General features: G+C 49.2%; 15 protein-coding genes. 7 read left to right on the top strand and 8 right to left on the bottom strand.

The window, feature by feature from the left end:
• Nucleotides 1–4 precede the first annotated feature (4 nt).
• The gene (locus KME11_16070) at nucleotides 5–964 is read left to right on the top strand and encodes a glycosyltransferase family 2 protein (protein ID MBW4516726.1); all 960 of its coding nucleotides are present in this window, start codon (nucleotides 5–7) and stop codon (nucleotides 962–964) included.
• Here KME11_16070 and ilvN read toward each other — a convergent pair.
• Nucleotides 939–1,457 (bottom strand): acetolactate synthase small subunit, encoded by a 519-nt coding sequence (gene ilvN, locus KME11_16065; protein MBW4516725.1) that lies wholly within the window; start codon nucleotides 1,455–1,457, stop codon nucleotides 939–941. The two genes, KME11_16070 and ilvN, sit on opposite strands and share 26 nt — an antisense overlap.
• Before the next feature lie 250 nt (nucleotides 1,458–1,707).
• Between ilvN and KME11_16060 the strand changes: the two genes are divergently transcribed.
• The gene (locus tag KME11_16060) at nucleotides 1,708–10,389 is read left to right on the top strand and encodes a calcium-binding protein (GenBank protein ID MBW4516724.1); all 8,682 of its coding nucleotides are present in this window, start codon (nucleotides 1,708–1,710) and stop codon (nucleotides 10,387–10,389) included.
• 67 nt (nucleotides 10,390–10,456) lie between these two features.
• Here the strand turns inward: KME11_16060 and KME11_16055 are convergent, their stop codons facing one another.
• Together KME11_16055 and KME11_16050 are read right to left on the bottom strand one after the other, a co-directional pair.
• Nucleotides 10,457–10,837: an urease subunit beta gene (locus KME11_16055; protein ID MBW4516723.1), complete on the bottom strand. Its 381-nt coding sequence runs from the start codon at nucleotides 10,835–10,837 to the stop codon at nucleotides 10,457–10,459.
• Entirely contained in the window at nucleotides 10,834–12,186 is a 1,353-nt protein-coding gene (locus KME11_16050; protein MBW4516722.1) for a Na+/H+ antiporter NhaC family protein, read from the bottom strand. The genes KME11_16055 and KME11_16050 overlap by 4 nt, the downstream gene beginning before the upstream one ends.
• 153 nt (nucleotides 12,187–12,339) lie before the next feature.
• Here KME11_16050 and KME11_16045 point away from each other — a divergent pair, with 153 nt between their 5' ends.
• Nucleotides 12,340–13,011, top strand: a complete 672-nt coding sequence (locus KME11_16045) for a HEAT repeat domain-containing protein (GenBank protein ID MBW4516721.1) — start codon at nucleotides 12,340–12,342, stop codon at nucleotides 13,009–13,011.
• Between the two features lie 15 nt (nucleotides 13,012–13,026).
• On the opposite strand, the gene KME11_16040 is transcribed toward KME11_16045, so the two are convergent.
• On the bottom strand, nucleotides 13,027–15,591 hold the full coding sequence (locus KME11_16040) for a mannose-1-phosphate guanyltransferase (GenBank protein ID MBW4516720.1): 2,565 nt from the start codon (nucleotides 15,589–15,591) through the stop codon (nucleotides 13,027–13,029).
• Between the two features lie 212 nt (nucleotides 15,592–15,803).
• Between KME11_16040 and KME11_16035 the strand changes: the two genes are divergently transcribed.
• Together KME11_16035 and KME11_16030 are read left to right on the top strand one after the other, a co-directional pair.
• Entirely contained in the window at nucleotides 15,804–15,989 is a 186-nt protein-coding gene (locus tag KME11_16035; GenBank protein ID MBW4516719.1) for a hypothetical protein, read from the top strand.
• Nucleotides 15,990–16,092: 103 nt separating this feature from the next.
• Nucleotides 16,093–16,818, top strand: coding sequence for a class I SAM-dependent methyltransferase (locus KME11_16030; protein MBW4516718.1), 726 nt, complete (start codon nucleotides 16,093–16,095; stop codon nucleotides 16,816–16,818).
• Between the two features lie 106 nt (nucleotides 16,819–16,924).
• On the opposite strand, the gene KME11_16025 is transcribed toward KME11_16030, so the two are convergent.
• The 4 genes from KME11_16025 to KME11_16010 all read right to left on the bottom strand — a co-directional run bounded on the left by KME11_16025 (nucleotide 16,925) and on the right by KME11_16010 (nucleotide 20,343).
• Complete coding sequence (locus KME11_16025) at nucleotides 16,925–17,224, bottom strand: 2Fe-2S iron-sulfur cluster binding domain-containing protein (protein ID MBW4516717.1); 300 nt, start codon at nucleotides 17,222–17,224, stop codon at nucleotides 16,925–16,927.
• 302 nt (nucleotides 17,225–17,526) lie between these two features.
• Nucleotides 17,527–19,584 carry a protein kinase gene (locus KME11_16020; protein MBW4516716.1) on the bottom strand — a complete coding sequence of 686 codons (2,058 nt, stop codon included), beginning with the start codon at nucleotides 19,582–19,584 and terminating at the stop codon, nucleotides 17,527–17,529.
• Nucleotides 19,585–19,659: 75 nt separating this feature from the next.
• Nucleotides 19,660–19,962 (bottom strand): DUF3593 domain-containing protein, encoded by a 303-nt coding sequence (locus tag KME11_16015; protein MBW4516715.1) that lies wholly within the window; start codon nucleotides 19,960–19,962, stop codon nucleotides 19,660–19,662.
• 69 nt (nucleotides 19,963–20,031) lie between these two features.
• A complete protein-coding gene (locus KME11_16010; protein MBW4516714.1) occupies nucleotides 20,032–20,343 on the bottom strand; it encodes a DUF2499 domain-containing protein in 312 nt (103 codons plus the stop codon).
• Between the two features lie 54 nt (nucleotides 20,344–20,397).
• Here KME11_16010 and csaB point away from each other — a divergent pair, with 54 nt between their 5' ends.
• Together csaB and KME11_16000 are read left to right on the top strand one after the other, a co-directional pair.
• The gene (gene csaB, locus KME11_16005; protein ID MBW4516713.1) at nucleotides 20,398–21,432 is read left to right on the top strand and encodes a polysaccharide pyruvyl transferase CsaB; all 1,035 of its coding nucleotides are present in this window, start codon (nucleotides 20,398–20,400) and stop codon (nucleotides 21,430–21,432) included.
• A 191-nt stretch (nucleotides 21,433–21,623) separates the two neighbouring features.
• Nucleotides 21,624–23,477, top strand: coding sequence for a hypothetical protein (locus tag KME11_16000; protein ID MBW4516712.1), 1,854 nt, complete (start codon nucleotides 21,624–21,626; stop codon nucleotides 23,475–23,477).
• Nucleotides 23,478–23,505 lie beyond the last annotated feature (28 nt).

The following is a 23,505-nucleotide window of genomic DNA, read 5'->3' as shown; positions in this document are numbered from 1 at the left end:
AGCTATGGTTGTCCAATTTTCCTTTATTGTGCCGATTTACAATGAGGAAGCGAATATTCCTGAACTTTTCCGTCGGCTTACGATCGTCATGGAACAGTTAGGGGGTGAAGTTGAGGTGATTTTGGTGAATGATGGTAGCCGCGATCGCTCTCTTCATTTTCTGCGCCAACTCCATGCCCACGATCCACGCTTCTGCTACCTCAGCTTCTCCCGCAACTTTGGGCACCAAATTGCGGTAACGGCTGGGCTTAACTTTTGCCGAGGACAGGCGATCGTGGTGATGGATGCAGATTTGCAAGATCCGCCAGAGTTGGTGCTGGAGATGGCGAAGCGGTGGCGAGAAGGCTATGCGGTCGTTTATGCCCAGCGCACCCAAAGACTGAAGGAAAACTGGTTTAAGCGGCTGATGGCTTACGGCTTCTACCGAGTGCTGCGTAACCTGGCAGATGTGGAGATTCCTACCGATACAGGCGACTTTTGCCTGATGGATCGGCAAGTGGTAGATTTGCTCAACGCCATGCCAGAGCGCAATCGCTACATTCGGGGGCTGCGGGCATGGGTTGGGTTTCGACAAACTGCTGTGTTGTTTGAGCGCGATCCTCGCTTTGCAGGCGAAGAAAAGTACACGTTCCGTAAGTCTTTTGCGCTAGCGGTCAATGGGCTAGTTTCCTTTTCGAGAGTGCCGCTACGAATCTCTACTTATATTGGACTGACGGCGGCGGCGATCGCTCTGTTCATGGCGGTTCTCGTTCTTTACTGGCGGTTCTTCGCGCCCAACTCGCCCCTGACCGGATATACGACCATTATCATTGCTGTCTTCTTTCTGGGTGCAGTGCAACTTATCAGCATCGGCATTCTAGGCGAATACATTGGGCGAATTTACGAAGAAGTTAAGGGTAGACCACTTTACACTCTCTCAGAAGTCTGTGGCTTTCAGCCTAAACCCGCGCCTCCAAAGATTTAAGGTATTCGGTATTAACGCCCGATTCGCGGACGAGGGAAATTTTCCCAGTGCGGGCAATTTCTCGAAGCCCAAAGCGGCTCAGCATCTGAACGATCGCCACCATTTTACCCGGATCACCTACCACCTCAAGCGTCAGAGCATCTTCGCCCAAATCCACCACCCGCGCCCGGAAGATTTGCGCCAGCTCAATAATTTCTGAGCGATTAGAGCTAGTCGCATTGACCTTCAGCAGCATTAGCTCTCGTTCAATGCAGGGCACTTCGGTAATGTCTTGCACCTTCAGCACATTGATGAGCTTGTAAAGCTGCTTGGTGACCTGCTCGATCGCCAAATCGTCGCCAAACACTACCATAATGATGCGTGAAATCCCGACCTGTTCAGCCGGACCTACCGCCAAGCTCTCAATATTAAAACCTCGACGGGCAAAAAGCCCTGCGATCCGGGTGAGGACTCCTGCCTCATCTTCAACCAGAACCGAAAGCGTATGTTTCATGATGCATTACTAGAAGCACAGCAATTAATCATATCTTGACTACTGCTAATTTTTGAGGCTTGTTGAACAATATTCAGAGCAAAACAGTACTGATATGAAAATAACACCCTCCTAAGATTCATCTCGCTAACTTCAGAGCAAACACTGAGGCGAAGTCAGTCAGGAAGAGCGTTTGCAAGTGTTTTAATTCAACTGGGTAGCCTTGCATTATTGTCATATTTCAGCATCCGCACTGCAAGAGACTCCTCCCATGCCAGTCAATCCTCTCTTCCCCGCCATTCAAGCTAACACGTTCACTATCAGTGATCAGCTTACTTCAGCTTCTGCACTAGTTTCAGATCAAGCTCGCCCCATGAGGGCAGTGGCAATGGCGGCAGATGGCAGCTTTGCAATTACTTGGTCGAGCCGAGGTCAAGATGGATCTGTTGGATCGGAGTGGGGAGCTTACGTTCGCTTTTTTGATCAAGATGGCACCCCAACGAGCGCTGAAATCAGAGTTAACCCAAATACTGACAAAAACCAGTCAACCACTTCGATCGCGCTGCTGCAAAATGGCAACTATGTCGTCACTTGGTCAGATGACAATGAGATATTGCCCGATGTCAGTTTGAGCGGAGTCCACGCTCGCATTTATCAGGCGAATGGGACTGCGGTAGGCGGTGAATTTCTAATTAACCAAGATACAGACGGCGATCAGTACAATTCTGCGATCGCCACCTCAGCCAACGGCAAATTTGTCGTAACCTGGGTGTCTAATGCTGACCTAATTGACGTTGAAAATGGGGTTCGTGCCCGTGTCTTCAACAGTGACGGAACTGCATTTGGCAACGAATTTCAGGTCAACTCTGTTATTGCTGGTAACCAACTTAAGCCCTCTGTTGCCATGGCAGATGATGGCAGCTTTGTCATCGTTTGGGAGAGTCAGGCACAGGATGGCGAGGGAGCAGGTGTTTTTGGTCAACGCTACACCGCAGCAGGTGTGAGACAAGGAACTGAGTTTCAAATTAATGAAATTACGGCGAAGGATCAAAAGACCGCCAGCGTAGCCATGGCAGCAGATGGCAGTTTTGTCGTGACCTGGACGAGCGACGAAGGTGCAATAAACGGCAACGAAATTTATGCACGACGCTATGACGCTGCTGGAGTTGCGATCGGGAATGAGTTCCGAGTCCTTAACCCCGGTGCAACATCTGGGATTATGGGCAACCAACGAGACTCTATCGTAACGATGACGGATGGAGGCGGTTTCATCATTACTTGGACTAGTGATGATGGTACGCTGGGCGATAGCTCAGGCTCAGGCGTTTATGCACGACGCTTTGATGCAGCAGGATTGGCGATCGAAGCACCGTTTTTAGTCAACACTGGACAAACACTGCTCAATCAAGACAATGCCTCGATCGCTGCCAATGCCAGCGGCGATTTCATTGTGGCGTGGACAAGCCAAGACCAGGACGGTAGCGCGAGTGGTGTCTTTGCCCAAGGGTTTACCATTCCGCTTAGTGCACCTCCCGTTTTAACACCCCTTGCTGCTTTGGTAGGGTATGCCGAAAACCAGGGTGCAGTCTTTCTAGATACTACTATTGGAGTGTCTGATGCAGATAGTGCTGACTTGCAGAGTGCAACCCTGAGCATTGGCAATTATGTGGCTGGACAGGACTCACTGGATTTTATTGACCAGAATGGAATTGTCGGTACATTCAACTTTGTAACGGGTGTTTTAACCCTAATTGGACAAGCCTCGGTTGAGAATTATCAAACGGCACTGCGATCGATTACCTATACCAATAGCAGCGACCAGCCCAATACGAGCGATCGCCCGATCACTATTTCTGTCAGTGACGGGGCGAGCAATAGCAGCGTTGTTCGCACTGTCAAAATTACGGCAGTGAATGATCTGCCGATTGTTGGTGTTACTAATTCGACCTTGATTTTTGCGGAAGACGGAGCAGCAGTGGCGATCGATCCTGCTGTCACTGTTACTGATTTAGATAACGACAACATCACAGGCGCAACCGTAACAGTTAACGGTTTGGTGGTCGGGGAAGACACAGTGAGCTTTACGAATCAGGGAACAATCTCTGGAACACTGGCTGGTAACGTGCTGACGCTGACTGGAACGGCAACAGAGGCTGAATATCAAACCGCATTGCGTTCTATTACGTTTAGAAGTACGAGTAATCCGCCTACTCCCGATCGCACCGTTGATTTTGTCGTCAATGATGGCAGTGGCAACAGTTTAGTTGTCTCCCGAACCATCCAGATCTCTGCGATAGACGATCCTCCAGTGGTAATGACCACGGGCACATTAATTTATCTAGAAAATACAGGTTCCCAAGTTATCGCTCCGACGACATTGACCGTTAGCGATGTTGATAGCGCCAACATTACTGGGGCAACCGTCAGAATTACGAACTTTGTGATGGGAGAAGATGTCCTTGCCTTTACTAATAGCCTTGGCATTATCGGGACTTGGAGCGATGGAACGGGCGTTTTAGAGCTAACTGGCACGACGACGATCGCCAATTACCAGGCGGCACTGCGATCGATTACTTACACCAACAGTAAGCCAACTCCCACAGCAGGCGATCGCATTGTTCAATTCACAGTCAACGATGGCACTAGCATCAGTGCCCCAGCCAGCCATATCGTCAAAGTTACGCTGGTTGATGATCCTCCGCTCGTGACTCCGACCTCTACTAACCTCAACTACGTTGAAAATGATGGCATTGTGGCGATCGACGAAGGCTTGGTACTCACCGATCCCGATAGCACTATTTTAACCGGGGCGATCGTCACCATTAGCGGCGTGGTTGCTCCAGAAGATGTCTTTGGGTTTGTATCGCCTAATAGCATTGTCGGTACTTTCAACGTCATTGATGCCACGACTGTCTCGTGGACTTTGACAGGCAGCGCCTCTGTTGCCGATTACCAGGCAGCGCTCCGTGCCCTAACCTATGCAAACAACAGCCTTACTCCTGCCGAAACTTCCCGCACAGTAACGTTCAGCGTGACTGATGATACGACGGTAACCAGTGTCGTGAAACAGAGAATTATTACTGTTGATGATACTCTGAATGCACCCATAATCACTACCACCGATGGTTCACTGACCTATAACGAAAATGATGAGGCAGTGATCATTGATCAGAACATTACTGTGATGGATATTGACAGCGACGATTTGGCAAGTGCAGCTGTCACTATTGGTGGTTATGTCGATGGGCAAGATATTCTTGATTTTACGCCTCAGCCTGGAATAGATGGAGATTTTGATCGGGCAACAGGTGTTCTCACCTTCACGGGCACTGCGTCAAAAGCAGATTATCAAACTGTTCTTAGCTCCGTTACCTACATCAATACTAGCGACAATCCTACGGGCTTCACTCGTACCATTCGCTTCCGAGCAAACGACGGAATTAGCGACGGCAACTTAGCGACGCGCACAATACAAATTATTGGGGTTAACAATCCTCCAGAGATCACGATCGACAGTGTTTCTTACATTTATACCGAAAATGCAGGAGCAGTTTTTGTCGATGGTGTCTTGACTGTTGAAGATGTTGATAACACCACCTTAGACCGCGCCACTGTTGCTATTAATGGCTACGTTGCCGGAGAAGATTCTCTAAGTTTTGTAGCCGCACCCGGAATCACTGGAGTATTTGATACCGCCACCGGAACGATCGCCTTTACAGGAGTTACTAGCGTTGCAAATTATGAAACGACGCTGCGATCGCTTAAATATACCAACAGCAGTAGCACACCCACTACCACTACTCGCACGATTGAAATTATAGTCAACGATGGACTGGCTGACAGCTTAGTAGCGAGTCGGAGCATTCAGGTTACTTCCAATGCGCCACCCATTATTACCGTTACAGCCGCAACGCTCAACTATTCTGATAACCAGGGAGCCGCTGTCATTGATAACGGGCTGACTGTGAGTGATAGCGATAGCCCTAATAGCCCTAACCTATCCAGTGCCAAAGTCACCCTTGTTGGATACGTGGCGGGAGAAGATGTTTTAGCGATTACGAATCCTCAAGCTGGCATCACGAGTAGTTTTGATACGGCAACTGGAGTCTTGACGTTGACTGGCGTTGTGGCGATCGCCACTTATCAAACTCTACTTCAATCCATTACCTATACCAACACCAATCCTACCCCTGCGGCAACCACTCGTACTTTGCAGTTTCAAGTTAATGATGGCGTTGAGGATAGCAACATTGGCAGTCGGGTTATTCAAATTGTGGTGAATGCTGCGCCTGTTATTACTACAGCCACTACTGCAATTTCTTACACCGAAAACCAGGGTGCCCTGGCAGTTACAGGCGGGTTGACTGTTAGCGATACCGACAGTCCTAACCTCAGTAGTGCAACGGTTCAACTCATAGGCTATGTCGCAGGTGAAGACACACTAGCGTTCGGGACGCTGCCAACTGGCATTACTGGAGGATTTGATCCAGCAACAGGCATCATTGCCTTCGTGGGTAATGCTACTTTGGCAAACTATTCAGCGCTATTAGCAACTCTAACTTATACCAATAGCAGTAGTAACCCGACAACGACACCCCGATCGCTTCAAATTATAGTTAATGATGGGATCGAAGATAGTGCTGCGACAAGTCGATCGATTCAGATTACCGCGAATACCCCACCTACTTTAATTCTAGCTGGAACGCTACTTGTTTATACAGAGGGACAGGGAGCGATCGCCATTGATAACGCTGTTCTCTCCGTCAGCGACACCGATAGCACCAATCTTGTTGGTGCAACCATTACCATTGGTGGTTATGTAGCAGCAGAAGATACACTGACCTTCGTTAATCAGCTAGGTATTACGGGCAACTTCAATGCGATAAGCGGAGTGCTGACCCTAACAGGTACAACTACACTTGCTAACTACCAAGCCGCTTTACGCACCATTACCTACACTAACAGCAGCGCCAATCCTACGGGAGTAACGCGATCGATTGAGTTCCGAGTGAACGACGGGATCGAGGGCAGCATTCCTACTAGCCGCGACATTCAAGTCAATACTTTAGAAAGTCCACCCAGCGGCAGCGGCAGCGGCACACCTCTGAATTACAACGAAAATTCTGGCGCTGTGCCGATTGATCCAAGCATTACGCTGACTGACCCTGATAGCACTAATTCGACGGGAGCAACAATTACTCTAACGGGCTTTGTGCCAGGGCAAGATGTCCTAACCTTCCTGAATCAACCTCCCATCATCGGCACTTTCGATCCGGTAACGGGAGTGCTGACTCTGACTGGAACGGCAACGGTTGCCCAATACCAAGCGGCGCTCCAATCTGTTACCTATACCAACACCAGCAATAATCCTGCAACCACGCCTCGGCAAATTGAGATTACCGTTACCGATGGCACGACGACGAGCAATCCAGCGATTATCCGCCCTATCATTATTACGCCGATTAACACGGCACCTATAGTCAACGCTACGGCTGGAAGTTTGCTCTATAACGAAAATGCCGGGGCATTGGCGATCGACACAAATATGGGAGTTAGTGATCCAGATAGCACTACGTTGACTGGAGCGACCATTACCCTAACTAACTATGTCGCAGGACAAGATACCCTCAGCTTTGTCAACCAAAATGGCATTTCTGGCAGCTTTAATGCTGGAGTTTTGACCCTAAGTGGATCATCAGCGATCGCCAATTATCAAATGGCACTGCGATCGATTACTTATACCAACAGCAGCAATAATCCTGACACCACCCTTCGCACGCTGCAAATCTCTGTGACAGATGGTTTTGCAATCAGCAATATCGCGACTCGTAGCATTCAAATTACAGCAGTTAATAACGTTCCAGTGGTAATCAGTTCTGTAAGCGTGCTGGCTTATGCTGAAAATGCAGGAGCAGTGGCGATCGATAGTGCAATTTCTGTAAGCGATGCTGATAGTGCCAGCTTGAACAGTGCCACTCTAGCTATTAACGGCTATGTGTTAGGACAGGATATCCTGAGCTTTACTACCCAAAACGGCATTTCCGGCGTATTTAATGCGGCAATAGGCGTATTGCAATTAACGGGTTCGTCTACGGTTGCCAATTATCAGGCGGCGCTACGTTCAGTTACTTACACCAACAACAGCAATAATCCCAGCACTGCCCTGCGCACACTGCGCGTTGTCGTCAGTGACGGCATCGGTACCAGTGCCCCTGCCGATCGCCTCATTCAGGTCAGCGTTGTTAACACACCGCCAGCGGTAATCAATTCCCTCACTCCTCTGACCTACACCGAAAGTGCTGGGGCAATTGTGGTAGATGGGGCGATCGCTGTTAGTGACGTTGATAGCAATACGTTGACCGGAGCGACGATCGCCCTCGGCGGTTATGTTAGTGGTGAAGACCTGCTTAATTTCGACAATCAGGGCGGTATTAGTGGCAGTTTTAATGCGGGGACAGGTGTGCTGACGCTGAGTGGTTCTGCCCCGATCGCCAGTTACCAAGTTGCTCTCCGCTCCATCACCTATAGCAACCTCAGCAGCAATCCTAGCGTTGTTGCTCGGACAGTGCAGTTCACAGTCAGCGATGGAACAACCCTGAGTGCTCCTAGTAGCCGTACCATCCAAGTTGTTCAACTTAATTCTCCGCCCGTCGTCGCCACTTCTACCGCCACCCTGTCCTATGTTGAACAAGCCGGAGCCATGGCGATCGATCCTGGCATGTTCGTACTCGACAGCGATTCAGCAAACCTAACAGGCGCAACTGTGACCTTGGGTGGCTATGTCGCTGGGCAAGATAACTTGTTATTCTCTAGTCAAAATGGCATCTCCGGTAGCTTCAATTCAACGGCAGGCGTGCTAACTCTGACAGGAAATGCGACCGTTGCCAGCTACCAGGCTGCCCTCCGCTCGATCGCCTATCTCAACAACAGCACCAATCCTGTCACCACAAACCGATCGGTACAGTTCACAGTGACAGACGGCACAGCAACCAGTAACCTGGCAATTCGCGGCATTCAGGTAACTTCAGTTAACAACCCACCTGTCATCATCTTGCCGTCTCAGGTGCTTACCTTTCCTCGTATGGCGGGAGCGATCGCCATTTCGCCTACCCTGGTTGCCAGTGATCCAGATAGTCCTAATTTAGAAGGCGCAACCATTACATTAGGTGGCTATGTTGCCGGACAAGATAGCTTGATTTTTGCCGATCAAAACGGCATTGTGGGCAGCTTTAACGCAGTTACAGGCACCTTATCTTTGACCGGAACTGCAACGGTTACTCTGTATCAAGCCGCATTGCGATCGCTGATTTACAGCAATAACAGCGACACCCCGGCAACCACTCCCCGCACCGTTAGCATCAGCCTAACAGACGGCGCGGCGAGCAGTAACGCTGCCACTGTTCAAATTCAGTTTGATAACAGGTTGTCAGTGCCTGTGTTGGATCTGAATGGCACAAGTGGAGGCGTTGACTTTAGCAGCACGTTTGTCATCAGCGGTGCGCCCGTGGCGATCGCCGCCAACGATGCCAAGTTGATGGGACAAAATAACGCGATCGCCTTTGCTCAAGTTAGAATCTCCAATCTCTTAGACGGGCAAGCCGAAGAACTGCTCGTCAACACGACTGGAACCGGAATTTCTGCGGCATATCGTAATGGCATTCTAACCCTCAGCGGCGCAGCTTCCCCTGAGCAATATTTACAAGTCTTGCGCACCGTTCAATATCAAAATCGTTCTGACCAGCCCGATCGGGCAACCCGCGTTATTTTGTTCTCGGTTAGTGATGGTACCACTACCAGTGAACCTGCACAGACCACAGTACAAATTACCCAAGTGAACTTGGATGCGATGGTCACTACCCCTGCAACCGATGTGATTTATGCCTCTAGCAGCGATAACACAGTGGTTTCAGTACTAGAAAACCTTCAGCAAAATGACACGATTGATGGGGGTGCCGGAACTGATACTTTTGTGTTGACCAATGGCGCAGGTGCAGCATTCGTGAGTGTTGGAGATCCCTCTAATCAGATCGGCGGTATTTTAACGGGAATTACTACGGTCAGAAACTTTGAACGCTTCGACTTCAGCGGCTTTTCTGGCAATGTCACGATGTTTGGCAGCGATGGAATTAATGATGATTTAGTGGGTGGTACAGGCAATGATGAAATTTATGGTGGAGCAGGGAACGATCGCCTGATCGGTAACGCTGGAAATGATACTCTCGATGGCGGACTAGGTAATGACACGTTGAACGGTGGAGCAGGTGATGATACTTACATTTTAGATAGTATTAGTGATTCTATTATTGAAACTTCAGATAACGGATTTGATACCGTTAAATCTAGCCTTTTAAACTACACGTTAGGCGAAAATCTGGAAGACTTAGTCCTTCTTAGAAACGCAGTATTAGGAACTGGAAATAACCTGAGTAATAACATTACAGGCAACGGTTTAAATAACACGCTGGTCGGCGCTGATGGCGATGATTTTATCATTGGTTCTGGCGGAAAAGATACTCTGCTAGGAGATGGGGGTGCCGATCGCCTGAATGGTGGAGCAGGCAAAGATCGGTTGGTGGGTGGTAAAGGCAACGATATGCTGACTGGCGGACTAGGAAAGGATCGGTTGACGGGTGGTAAAGGCAAAGATGTCTTCTTCATTGAATCGGCAAAACGCAGTAGCCGCGATACGATTACCGATTTTCGCCCTGCTGACGATCGAATTACAGTATCAAGACAGGGCTTTAGTGCAGACTTAAGGGAAGGTACGATCGCACCTAGCGAGTTTACGCTGGGCAGTCGGGCGAAGGATAGCAGCGATCGCTTTATCTACGATCAAGGCACAGGCAATTTATTCTTTGATGCAGATGGAACAGGAGCAGCGGGACAGGTCTGGGTGGCTCGATTGGCAAATCGGGCGGCGATCGGAAGTTCTAATATTGGGGTTGCGTTCTAATTTCTCTAATGGGGCAAGCAAGACACTTATTCTTACTATTAATCTGCATCAATTAATCTAGAGTGATTTATTTTGACTTCTTCTTCTCCTTACCTTCTTTTCCATCTTTGCTGCTTTTATCTTTCTTCTCATTGGGTACAGCATCCAATGCCCCTTCAACCTTCGCATTAAACCCATAAATCTGACGACTGCCCACAAAGCTTACCAGTTCAACTTGGCGATCGTCGCCTGGCTCAAATCGCACAGCCGTGCCTGCTGGAATATTAAGCCGCATTCCTCGAGCTTGCTCTCGAGAAAAATTAAGGGCAGAGTTGACTTCGTAAAAGTGAAAGTGAGAGCCAATCTGAATAGGGCGATCGCCTATATTTGCCACGTTTAGCGTCACAGTCTCCCGACCTGCATTCAGTTCGATTTCACCTGCTTCAACCAACAGTTCGCCAGGGATCATATGTTGCTCCGGTAAGGTCTAGAAAAAATATACCGTGGTGGCGAGTGATTTAATCCAATTTGTAGCAAATTTATTAAAGGCAACAGGTACAGGTAAAAGGCAAAAGGAATGAAGCCAGGGTCAGTCATCAGAATGATTGCGGGAACAAGCCCAGCGATGTTCCAGGGAATGAGTGGAGCGATCACCACGACACTGTTTTCTAAGTCGATCGCTAACTGATAGTGACCCTGCTCGTTCTCTTGATATTTCTTCTCCACCAATTGCTGGGTTAACAGGATGGCGATCGTTTGGGTACACCCAAAAGCAGCAGCCCCAGTTCCAATAATGCAAGTTCCTAAGAAATAGTCGCTGCGAGATTTTGCCCTAGATAGTAAGGTTTCAATACCTTCTAAAACGCGGGTTTCTGAAAAGATACCGACGAATGCTGTTGAGATGATAACGACTAGCGTGACACGCAGCATAGAGACAATGCCACCGCCCGCCAAAATGGCGTTGAGCGGGTGAGATTTCTCTAACTCAAACCCAAAAACTATGAATTTGAATAGTTCTTGCCATGAATAATCCTGGTAGAGGAGGGCGATCGCACTTGCAACAGCAATGCTAACTAGCATCGATAATTTCACCTCAACTTGTGCCCACGAAAGTCCGACAATGGTCAAGGCAGGCAATAGATTAATCCAACTGAGGTGAAAAGTTTGGCGAATGTTTTGCGAAAAAGACTGATCAGTTATGAGTACAGGATGCAGCCAAGACATTAACCCAAACAACGCCACAGATGCAGATAAGGGCAGCCAAGAAGTCCGCCACATATTTTGAATGTTGGTGTAGAGGTTTGTTTGAGTAATGCTTGCAATGAGGTTTGCCCCCGACGACATGGGCGAACAGCGATCGCCTACGTAAGCCCCGGAAATAATCGCCCCGGCAATAATATGTGGATCAACGTCACTGCCTTTTGCCATCATCATCAGCGCTAACCCAATGGTTCCGGCTGCCCCAAACGAAGTGCCAATTAGCAAAGACACCAAACTAGTGAGGGCAAACGCCAAGAGAATAAAATAGCTGGGAGAAATGAGTTGAATGCCGTAATAAACGATCGCTGGAACGGTTCCTGCTGCCATCCAAACTGCCATGACTGCGCCAATTAACAGCAGCACGCTAAAGACTGGAACCGATTGCCGACTCCCTCTCCATGCCATTTGCAGCAGGTCTTTTAACTCAAAGCCGCGTCTCATTAGCATAGCGACAATGAGCGTCATAGCCACTAGCAAGGGATAAGCAACAAAAACGCCTTGAGTGACGCTCAATACCAGTAAAACAAATGAACAAAGCAGCGCAAAGAATAAATCCATACTGGCGTTCCAATGAAATTGCTGCTGAAGCTCGCTTTCAGAAGTTGTTGCTCAATTTGGTTGGGTCGATTGTAGCGTTTTCCGTAAGTAAGGTTTTACTCGAACACCTCTTATAATGAGGAGAATGTAAACTTATGTAAAAGGGTAAGATTTATGAGCCACCAAACTCTAGAAGAGATTTCTGCCCAGCTAGACAGTGAAAGCACCCGCGATCGCATGGTAGCTCTTGCTTCGTTACGCAACGTGCCTGCCGAAGATGCGATGCCGCTCATCAAAAAAGTGTTGGATGACAAAAACCTGCAAATTCGTTCTATGGCAATCTTTGCCCTGGGTGTGAAGTCCACCGACGAAAGCTATCCTATTCTAATTAAGCTCTTAGAAAATGACCCTGACTACGGCATTCGAGCCGATGCGGCGGGTGCTTTAGGCTACTTAGAAGACCCCCGAGCCTTTGAACCCCTCGTTCGCACTTTTTACGAAGATACAGACTGGTTGGTGCGTTTTAGCGCGGCGGTTTCCTTGGGTAATCTCAAAGATCCCCGTGCCCATGATGTGTTGATCCAGGCTTTGGACAGTAAAGAAGTTGTGGTGCAACAAGCGGCGATCGCTGCCCTTGGCGAAATTAAAGACCTCGAATCGGTCGATCATATTCTTCGCTTTGCCCAGTCCGAAGATTGGCTGGTTCGACAACGCCTTGCTGAAGCCTTGGGGCACTTGCCAACCCCCAAAAGCATCTCAGCTTTGCACTATTTGGAAAAAGACAGCCATTCTCATGTTTCAGAGGCAGCAACTTTCTCCCTCAAGCAGTTAGCACAGGCTGAATAGAAATTCTGGGAGAAATCAATCCATCTCCATCATGGCGTTTTCCTCCTGCTCTTGATCCTCGTCTACAAATCCTTGTACAAATGCCCGGTATTCTCGCAAGGTTTCATCCACCCAACCCCGATCAGAGCTATCCGCGTAGAGGTGTACCAACGGTTCGCCCGCATCGGGTAAAACAAGCACCCAGCTGTCATGCTGAGGGTTAAGAATTTTCACGCCATCGGTTAAATCTAAATGCTCTGGTGGGTGGGTTTCTACTAAGCGCCGCATGAGGGAACCTTTTGCCGCCCAAGGACAGCGCACAGTGAGGGTGCGATGGGAGAGCCGGGGTAGCTCGGCACGGATTTGTCCGAGGGTACGGGGGACATGGTTGTAAGGATCGCGTTGCTGAAGCGAGAGCATTTCGATCAGTTTGGCGATGCAGAACATGGCATCGAAACCTGGATGGAGTTGGGGGAAGATAAAGCCCATTTCGCCACTGCCGCCCAAGACAACGTTGGGGTTGGTGTGACAAGCCTCCATTAAAGCTGTGGGGTTAGCTTTAGTACGAATAACGGTGGCATCGTGACGGCGGGCAATTTGTTCGACAGCGCTGGTGGCGTTGACAGGAACAACAACGGTGCCGCGAGGGCGATCGCTCAAAATCATATGTATCATAAGTGCAGTCAGCATTTCGCCCCGAATGGCACTGCCCGATTCATCCACTAAAATAAACTGCTCACCGTTTGCTGCTACCTGTAAGCCCATATTTGCCTTGAGCGCTTCTACAACATGCCCCAACTGGCTCAACAGCACCTCCCGATCGGAGGCAGAGGGAATAATTTGATTGAGGCTGGCGTTGAGAACCACGGCATCGCATCCAAACTTGGCGAGAAGCTGCGGTAACACTGCTCCCGAAACAGCGTAGGCGTAGTCAATGACTACTTTAGAACTGCTCCGGAGGATCGCTTCGCCGTTGAGATGACGTTCAAAACTGGTGCTGTAAAGGTCGTTTGCCTGCGTAATAATGACGACATTGCCAATTTCTTGAATTTGCGATCGCCGAAAGTCTTCCTTAAAATAAGCGCCCTCAATCTTTTTCTCACGCGACTTAGAAAGGTTGATGCCCTTGTGATCAAAAAACTCGATTAATAAATGATCCGATCGCTCTGGATGTACTCGCACATGGATGCCGCCTGCAACGATCAATGTTGGCACAACGGTTCGAGCAACGGGAATAGCGGTTGCTTCTAAGTTTTGAATGTTAATGCCAACGGACATTAGACCTGCAATCAGCGATCGCGATACCATGCGAGAAACATTGCGTTGATCGCGAGATACTGCAATTTGAGAGCCAGGTTTGAGGGTGGAACCAAACGCTGCGCCCAACCGGACAGCAAATTCAGGGGTAATATCCACATTTGCCAGTCCCGAAACGCCACGCAGTCCGAACAAGTTGCGGTGTGCCGTTTGCCCCCAAATCAAATTCATGTTGAGGGTTGCGCCCGGATCAATCCGTTTGCTGGGCCAGACGCGCACGTTTGGGTTAATCAGCGCCTCCTCACCCACCACCGATAGAGAACCCACGATCGCCCCTTCCAATACCTGCGCTCGCCGATCAATCCGGGTTCCTCTCGCCGCCACACAGGCGCGCAACTGTGCCTCTTCGCCTAAAATCACGCCATTCCACACAATGGGGCGCTTTAAGTTGGCATCTGCCCCCACCATGACGTTATCGCCAATGATGCTGCCAGCGTCGATGTGTGCCCGTGCCCCAATCCGGCAGTTGTTGCCAATGAGTACCGGAGCCCCAATCTGAGCGGTCGGATCAATGTAGGTATTTTGCCCCACCCAAAAACCGGGCGATCGCTCTCCATAGTCTACTTCCAGCTTGACCCGCTGATAGAGTGCTGCGTACTGTGCCTCGCGGTAGGCATCTAAATTGCCCACATCGCACCAGTAACCTTCTGCTACATAGCCATACATAGGAATGCCTTTTTCTAGCAGCAGCGGAAACAAGTCTTTAGAGAAATCGGTTTCCTGATGCTCTGGCAAATAGTCCAAGACTTCAGGTTCGAGAATGTAGATGCCTGTATTGACGGTATCAGAAAAGATTTCGCTGCTAGAGGGTTTTTCTAAAAAACGTTGAATACGACCGTGATCATCAATAATCACTACGCCAAACTCCATCGGGTTGGGCACACGGGTTAGGACAATGGTGGCTTGCGATCGCTGCTCCCGATGAAACCGAATCACCTCACCCAAGTCAAAATCGGTGACGCTATCGCCACTAATCACCAGAAACGTTTCATCCAGCAATTCCGCCACATTTTTAACGCAGCCTGCTGTGCCGAGGGGCTGATCTTCTTCAACGGCATAGGTCATTTGCACGCCAAACTCTGCCCCATCTTGAAAATATTCCCGCATTAAATCTGGCAAATAATGCAGCGTGGCAATAATTTCGGTAATGTGGTGCCGTCGCAGTAAATTAATAATATGTTCGGCAATGGGTCGATTTAAAATAGGCACCATTGGTTTAGGTAGATCGCACGTGAGCGGTCTTAACCTTGTCCCTGAACCACCCGCCATCAGCACTGCTCTCATACAAGCCTCCTTTGACGCTTTCCCTTATACCCGCATCGTAGAGGTTTCCTAAGGTCTTGGGAATGTAAGTTGAGCATAATCAATCTTTCGCAAGACTTCAGTCGGCTAATCTACACTTAAAAGGAACCTTTGGCTTTTATGAGCCTTTGTCGGTTCACGTCATTGGGTCGATGAATGTCAATAGAATCTAGGTCAGCTAAGGAGATTAAATTATGCCTGTGTGGTTAAGTTTTGCTGTATTGGGTGTTTATATCTGGGGCGCTTGGAAATTTTGGGCGGGGTTTAACCGGACTAACTTTAGTGAAGGAAAACTTTACCTGACTGCACTTTGGCCTGTGTTCCTAATTGCTAACAAAGGCTACCGTCAGAATTTTACTAAGGCGCTCAAAGGTCGGTAGTACTTTAGAAGTCGGGGTTTTTAGAAAATCTCGACTCTACTGGTTTAATGCACGTGTATCACGTATATGTAGACAGAATAGACAGATAGCTAGATTGATATTGATGAAAAAATCTAAAAATCAAGATTTGGTTAATTTTCTCGGCGATCGCCCAGCTGCTATTTCCGAGGAACAAATTGGGGCAGTCGCCTTGCGCTACAACAAAGAATACCGCCGAGAACCCTTCGATTTGCCCGCAGAGGTCGAAGCCATGCCTATTTTTCGAGAATGGGCTTCCGGCGCTTTGGCAAGCAAAATTGCTTCACCTTTTTGGGAAGTTGCTAAACCTCGCAAACAGCAAAAATGCCTGGATTTGGGCTGCGGATTGAGCTTCCTCATTTACCCTTGGGCAGAATGGGATGCCTTCTTTTATGGACAAGACATTAGCATCGTGGCAAAAGAAGCCCTGAACTCCCGTGGCTCTCAGCTAAATTCCAAACTATTCAAGGGCGTGCAACTAGGAGCCGCTCATCAACTGAACTATCCCGCCGACCAGTTTGACTGGGTAATTGCAACTGGATTTAGCTGCTATTTCCCCCTCAGCTACTGGGAAGCTGTTTTAACCGATGTCAAGCGAGTCTTGAAGCCAGACGGTTTTTTTGTATTTGATGTCGTTGATCCAGGCGCTGAGATAGCTGAGAACTGGGCAATTCTAGAGACATACTTGGGGGCTGAGGTCTTCTTAGAATCATTAGCTGACTGGCAGAGGACCATTAAGGCTGCGGGTGGACAAGTTACAAAAACGGTTCCAGGAGAATTGTTTCAGATGTACAAAGTGAAATTTTCTTAAATCAAGACAAAGCAGGAGGGCTAGGTGCGCTCCTGCTTGTTTTAGAAGAATGGTAAGGACAAGATTAGAGAACTTCTAACCCGTTCATCCTTGACGAATACTCAGCCTAGTAAAGCTCTTCTTCTTGATGAGTCTTGATGGTGCAGTCAGAAGTAGGATAAGCCACACAGGTGAGCACGAAACCTGCCTCAATCTGGTCATCATCCAAGAAGGATTGGTCAGATTGATCAACGGTTCCTGAGGTCAGTTTTCCTGCACAGGTGGAGCAAGCGCCCGCACGGCAAGAATAGGGCAAGTCTAGACCTTGCTCTTCAGCAGCGTCTAAGATGTACTCGTCATCAGGAACTTCAATGGTGGTGTTTAGCCCTTCAGCTTCGTTGATTAACGTGACCTTAAAAGTTGCCATGTAGTAGTCCTCTCAATGTTCTTAAACGGCAATTACGAGTTCACCCACAGCAAACCGAACGACTCACAAGAAGGTCAGGATTCGCTCTCCGGGAAAACTCTCTTTCTGATACTACGAGAAAACATCAGCACTGCAACCTCTGAATAGGGGATAAGTTGAATGGGATTCGTAATGAAAAACTTCGTTTAAACCCGAATTACTTATACTTTGGGTTCTCTGGACTGCTTTCTGACTGCCCATTTTCTCTCTGCATCCCCTTAAAGAACAACCTGGCGGGCTTTTTGTTGAGTTTTGCGGGTTGCCTAATAGAGAGGCATCGACCAAATTTTAACGGTCTTGTCTGCGCTGCAACTAACTAGGCGCTTGCCGTCTGGGCTAAGGGCGATCGCGTTGATCGCATCGGCATGATCTGACCAAGACTCTATCACTTTGCCTGTCCCTAAGTCCCATAGTTTGATGGTCGTATCGCCGCTTCCACTCACTAGAATTTTGCCGTTGGGGGTGATGGCGATCGCCTGCACGTCTCTAGTATGTTCAGCTAACGTGCCGATCATTTCGCCAGTGCGAGCATTCCAGAGCTTAATCGTCTTATCTTTACTGCCTGTTGCTAAAAACTGCCCATTAGAGCTAAAAGCGATCGCGTTAACACATCCTAAATGTCCAACCAAAATTTGCAGCAGTTCCCCAGTTTGCAGATTCCAAAGCTTAGTTTTGTTATCTAACCCGCCGCTTGCCAAGACTTTCCCATCGGGGCTGGTTGCTACGGTCTTAATCATTCCAGCTACACCCGTCAGCGTTTTCAGCAGAGCGCCCGTTCCCATGTGCCACAGCCGAATGGCTCGGTCTTCGCCGCCGCTACACAGAAACTTGCCGTCTGAGGTGATGGCTACTGAATTCACGTCTCGTGAGTGCTCTTTCAGCGTGCCTAGAAGTGTGCCCGTGTGGTAGCTCCAGAACTTGATGGTGTAGTCATCACTGCCACTGACTAGGGTTTTACCATCAGGACTAATGGCGATCGCATTCACGCCGCGGGTGTGTCCCCGCAAGGTCAGTAATTCTTCGCCGGAATGCAGATTCCAAATTTTGATCGTGTCGTCTAGGCTACTGCTGGCAAATGTTTTGGCATTAGGGCTAATTGCCACGCTGGTCACCCACGAGGAGTGCTTCGTGAGCGTTAAAAGACAGCGAGAGGTTGTTGACGCGATCGCTGCCTTTGCACCAGGGAATTGAACCTGAGGTGTTGCAGCTTGGGGAATCGGTATGACTGGCTGCTGGCTGGCGTGGGACGTTGCGGGTTGTGGAATTGCAGGTCTAGAACTTGAGGGCGGCGAAACTGGAGGTCTAGAGACTTGGGGCTGAGAAGTAAGCGTTCTGGATGGAGGTGATTGCGAGACTGATTGGGGCGGAGCAGAGGGACGAGCCGTTAAATAGGGGACTGTGGATTGCATTGGGGCAGAAGCAGGCATGAACGAATCGGCGTTCAGATCGCGCATGACTTCATCGGCTGATTGGTAGCGATCGTTCACCAAGTCTTTCAGCATTCCATCCAAAATATGAGAAATCTGGTCGCTAACCCTGACTCCTTTTTCTCTCTGCAAATACTCGCGCCAAGTCCAAAGTCCGTTAAGGGGATCGTACAAATTGTCGGGACGGGTTTGAGTCATTAAATGAAGGCAAGTGGCTCCTAGGCTGTAGAGATCGCTGGCTGGATAAGCCTTGCCGCCCCTGAATTGTTCTAAAGGAGAATAACCCTCAGTGCCGATGCGAGTTCCAGCCTCAACTCCAGCCTCAGCATCAAGCTGTTTAGCGACACCAAAGTCAATTAAAATGATGCGATCGTCCGATTGACGGCGCAAAATGTTGGCAGGCGTAATATCTCGGTGAATCACCTGGTTTTTGTGGATAAAGCGTAAAACTGGCAGCACATCCGACAGCACCTCCCGAATTTGCCGTTCGTTAAATGCGCCTTGCTGCCGCATCTGTTGAAGTAAACTCTGCCCTTCAATAAACTGCTGCACTAAGTAGAGATAGCCCCCCTGCTCGAAGTACGCTAGCAAGGTAGGAATTTGGGCATGTTCACCTAGCTCATCTAAACGAACTGCCTCTTGGTTAAAAAGCTGAATCGCTTTTTCCATGGATTTGCCCTGGACTTGAGGCGCAAATTGTTTGATGACGCAACGGCTTTTGAGGCGATCTTCATCGACCGCTAAATAGGTTCTTCCAAAACCACCTTGTCCTAAGGTCTGCACCGCTCGATACCGTCCTCGCAGCAAGGTTAGGGGTGTACCGCAGCTTTGACAACTACTCGCTTTGTCAGAATTAATTGGGTTTGGGCATTGAGGGTTAAGGCAACAAGTCATAATAGGTAGCGCACACGGGCGTTCACCTTTCCAGGGTTCCCGCTGAGATGGCGAAACCCAACGGGAAGAGGAGACTTATTTAGGCGCTTGTTTAGAAGCGCGCTGCTGGGCGATCGCCTGCTGAAACCCTATCACCACCAAGATATTTGCCAGCGTTAGGAAAGATTCTGCTCCACCATGCAAAAAGTCAACGTTTGCCAGTGATTCCCCGTAAACGACCTTGGCATAAATCCCCGCCGGGATCGTGACTGCCACAAATACTAAAGTCATACAAAACCCAATAAACCCTAGCCTGGGAGTTTGCTTCGCCTTGCTAAGGAACCAAAGAAAACCCAGGTAGGGGAAAAGAGATAAACCAAACAAAGTTTCAGGAGGCATGAGGCGGCACAAATGATTCGGTAATTAGAAGTGATTAGAACAGTGAGATAGCGCTTAGACAAATGACCTTTATTTCGCTTCCTTCTCTTCTTGACCCGATCGATAAATCCACCAAGCTGCCAAGCATAGCGTTCCATTTCCAATCAAAGTCGTGGCACCTTGCACCACAACCAGCCACTCTAGCGAAGGATCATTATCAAAAAAATGCCAGGTACAAGCACACATGGCGCTGACTAATGCAGGCAACATGGCAAACGAAAGACCGCGCCACGTTGGATTCTCTGTCACTTCGCTGTAAACCCAGATTAGCCAAATAGCGACAATCCACTCAATGACGCTAGAGACATGAATCATCCAGGTTGGAATTGAAAGGGCGTTCATGGAGTTTTCAAAACAGACTATGGTAAGGGTTATGTTACTGGAATTTGGTTAACAATGCGGGCAGTTTTGTGTGGTTATTATGGCAAAGGGAATGGTGGAGATGAGGCGCTGTTAGCAACTCTACTGCAAATGCTGCCTCGTCATGTTCAGCCTATAGTGTTATCGGGCAACCCAGCAGAAACCCGCGATCGCTATCAGGTCGAAGCCTGCGATCGCCAGTCAGCCTTTGAGGTGCTCCGTGCCCTGCGCCAATCCGATGCCTTGATTTGGGGCGGCGGCAGTCTTATGCAAGATGCTACTAGTGCCTTTAGCCCCATTTACTACGGCGGCTTAATGGGACTGGCACAACAACGCGGATTAACAACGATCGCCTGGGCGCAGGGTATTGGTCCTCTCAAGCGCGCCTCAACTCGCTGGCTAACCCGCAACATTTTTGCAGGCTGTACGGCGGTCAGTGTCCGAGACAGCGGCTCAGCGGCTTTACTAGCAGAGTGGCAAATTCCCTTTACTCTGGCTCCTGATCCGGTTTGGGCGTTGCAAGCCGAACCTGTTCCTAACCTGTGGGATTTGCCAGCGCCGAGGGTGGCGATCGCGTTGCGTGCCCATCCAGGGTTAACCCCAGAGCGGCTGGAGGCGTTGACCTTGGGGCTGATAGATTTTCAAAAGGCGACTGAGACTTGTATTTTGCTGATTCCGTTCCAGCCTGTGCAGGATTTAGCGATCGCCCAGTCTATCCATTCTCGCTTGCCCAATAGCCACATTCTTGCTTTGAGCGATCCGAAGCAACTGATGGGCGTATTTCGGGGAGTGGAAATGGCGATCGCCATGCGTTTCCATGGGCTAATCATGGCAGCGGCGGCAGAATGTCGCTGTTTTGCGCTCAGCTACGACCCGAAGGTAAGCCAACTGATGCAAGATTTGGAGCTTCCTGGATGGACAATGAATCAGATTCCTCTCGACCCCCAGGCAATCAGTCGAGAGTGGCTAGACCTATACGCCAATGGCGACCCGCTCTCCAAAGATCGGGTTCAGGTGTTGATCGATCGAGCCTCAACCCATCAAGCGTTTCTCCAGACCGCCTTGAGGTAACACGCATTATCAAAACTTGAAAACTTGAAAATGAATTTAAATAAGGTGTCACCAAAATCTTTTTCTGTGCTAATAAATTAGGAGTTAAATTGACGTGTTTCCTAAGGCACCCGAAACTCAGTAGTACACTGTCTTTTTAGCCCAAAACCTTATCTAACGCTCGCGTATCCGCCCGTCCGAGAGTCAAACCTATGAGTCAATCAAACGCCCCTTCCAACAATCAGCCTGATCCTCATCAATCTAAGTCAATGGACGAAGCACCCTTGATTTGGAGAGATCCTTTTACAGGGATGTATGAGCAAGAAGACTCAGAAGTCGATTTTCTGGTAGTTTCTTTGGCGGAGATTGAAATGACTCCAACAGATGGGGCAGTGGAGGTAGCAGAGACAGAGCCGATCGCCCCTAGCGCTGAATCATCTCAGCCTGAGGAATCTGTTCACCCAGCCGAACCTCCCGAACTCGCCGATTTAGTCAGCCTGATTCAGGAACTCAACCAATGCAATAGCGCTTTGTTAGATCGAGTTTCCCAACTGGAAGAAGCACTAGAGCAAAGCCATAGTTCTCTCCCTTGCATTGAGTCTACCGAACCGATGCCCCAGAACTTACCCAAGGCTCAAGAGCAAATCACCACGCTCTACAACCAACTTGAATTTGCCCACCAAACCAATCAAAGGCAGCAGATTTTGCTCGAAACCCTTACCGATCAACTTGAAGCCAGCCAGGAACGAGTGGCACAACTAGAGCGAGAAACCTCTCTGCTGCAACAGCGCTACACCGAGCAGTCCCAAATCCTCGCTCAAACTGAAGGCAACTGCCGAGACTTGCAAACTCGTCTCTATCGTCAGCAGCGCTACACTCTTCAGTTCAAGGCAGCATTGGAGAAATGCTTAGAAGTTCCGGTGCCCCAATACGAAGGTCAGGAGTTACCCTCTGCTCAAACTGCAAGCGATTACCTTTTCTTGCCAAAAGCCCAGCGCATCAAGCCTTGGGCAGCACAGTCTAATTCAATGCCAGGGAAAATGCCTTGGATGAATATTACTCCGGGTGCATTGGATAACTTCCAATCTGAGGATGCTCACTTAAAGCTTCAGCCCAACGAGAATCTGAATCTTCCTACCTTTACTTTACCTGAACTGCAAGCGCCTCACATGCCCTCGGTGCAAGCTGTCTCAGCATCTTCTGAGGAAGTTTGGAAAGAAGAAGCGCGCTGCTCCGCAGATACCGCAAGGGTCGCCCCTCCCACAATCCACTCGCAAATTGATCCCGTAACTGATCCAACCCTTGATCCAACCCTTGATCCTGTTGCCGACGACCCGGCTCTCATGGCGCACATCAGTTCGATCGTTCAGCCTCTAGCCGATTTGATTGCCGAAGCCATGCTGGCTGAACCGTTCCCAGTTGATGCCTTGCAATCGACGATCGCCCCTCCGAGCCCTGAACCCGTCTCTGCTCCAGCGGTCAGCGAATTGACCAGTGAATTGATGCATAAGCCTGCCCAACCGATCGCCACCGAACCCAAAGAGATCTTGCCGCCGCCCCTAGAAGTGCCAATGGCAGATGCAGAAGACGCTTTGTGGCAAGATTTAGCCCGGCTGATTGAGGTGTCCACCGAAGATGTGGTAAAGGCTAGTCTTTCTGGAGATTTTGCTGCTTTTGAGGCGATCGACTTTGCCGCCTTAGAAAACGCCACTCCCACAGCCAACATTGAGCAAGACCCTTGGGATGTTCCCGCAGTCTCCTCTCAGGCAGCTTCCCCTCAGCCAATTTCCCCCCAAGTTTTGGCATCGGTGCCAGTTCCCAAACCTCAACCTGTTGAAGCTCCTGTTCAAAAGGCTGTTCAATCCCCAACGATTCGACAGCCCGCAGCAGTTCAGTCTCCTCTCAATCCAGTGCCTCAAAGCTCGGTTCCTGCCTTTGTCGCAAATTCTCAAAACTCTCCTTCGCCTCTGGTCTATCCATTGCGTCCCCTCAAAAAGCGCCAATCTTTAGCCATGGTTGAATTGCCTGACTTTAATAAGCAGCCCTCTAGCCCTGTATCTCATTAATCAAGCGAAAAGTAGGCTGAATACAAAA

This window comes from Timaviella obliquedivisa GSE-PSE-MK23-08B (assembly GCA_019358855.1).
In the GTDB taxonomy this organism is placed as follows: Bacteria; Cyanobacteriota; Cyanobacteriia; order Elainellales; family Elainellaceae; genus Timaviella; species Timaviella obliquedivisa.
Note: the sequence above shows the minus strand (reverse complement) of the source record. Positions and strands in the feature narration are given on the sequence as shown.

Bases quoted from the DNA above. Each gene is read 5' to 3' on its own strand.
- KME11_16040 (MBW4516720.1), bottom strand. From the start codon at position 15,591: ATGAGAGCAGTGCTGATGGCGGGTGGTTCAGGGACAAGGTTAAGACCG.
- KME11_16055 (MBW4516723.1), bottom strand. From the start codon at position 10,837: ATGATCCCTGGCGAACTGTTGGTTGAAGCAGGTGAAATCGAACTGAAT.
- csaB (MBW4516713.1), top strand. From the start codon at position 20,398: ATGCGGGCAGTTTTGTGTGGTTATTATGGCAAAGGGAATGGTGGAGAT.
- KME11_16010 (MBW4516714.1), bottom strand. From the start codon at position 20,343: ATGAACGCCCTTTCAATTCCAACCTGGATGATTCATGTCTCTAGCGTC.
- KME11_16000 (MBW4516712.1), top strand. From the start codon at position 21,624: ATGAGTCAATCAAACGCCCCTTCCAACAATCAGCCTGATCCTCATCAA.
- KME11_16020 (MBW4516716.1), bottom strand. From the start codon at position 19,584: ATGACTTGTTGCCTTAACCCTCAATGCCCAAACCCAATTAATTCTGAC.
- KME11_16070 (MBW4516726.1), top strand. From the start codon at position 5: ATGGTTGTCCAATTTTCCTTTATTGTGCCGATTTACAATGAGGAAGCG.
- KME11_16015 (MBW4516715.1), bottom strand. From the start codon at position 19,962: ATGCCTCCTGAAACTTTGTTTGGTTTATCTCTTTTCCCCTACCTGGGT.
- KME11_16060 (MBW4516724.1), top strand. From the start codon at position 1,708: ATGCCAGTCAATCCTCTCTTCCCCGCCATTCAAGCTAACACGTTCACT.
- KME11_16025 (MBW4516717.1), bottom strand. From the start codon at position 17,224: ATGGCAACTTTTAAGGTCACGTTAATCAACGAAGCTGAAGGGCTAAAC.
- KME11_16035 (MBW4516719.1), top strand. From the start codon at position 15,804: ATGCCTGTGTGGTTAAGTTTTGCTGTATTGGGTGTTTATATCTGGGGC.
- ilvN (MBW4516725.1), bottom strand. From the start codon at position 1,457: ATGAAACATACGCTTTCGGTTCTGGTTGAAGATGAGGCAGGAGTCCTC.
- KME11_16045 (MBW4516721.1), top strand. From the start codon at position 12,340: ATGAGCCACCAAACTCTAGAAGAGATTTCTGCCCAGCTAGACAGTGAA.
- KME11_16050 (MBW4516722.1), bottom strand. From the start codon at position 12,186: ATGGATTTATTCTTTGCGCTGCTTTGTTCATTTGTTTTACTGGTATTG.
- KME11_16030 (MBW4516718.1), top strand. From the start codon at position 16,093: ATGAAAAAATCTAAAAATCAAGATTTGGTTAATTTTCTCGGCGATCGC.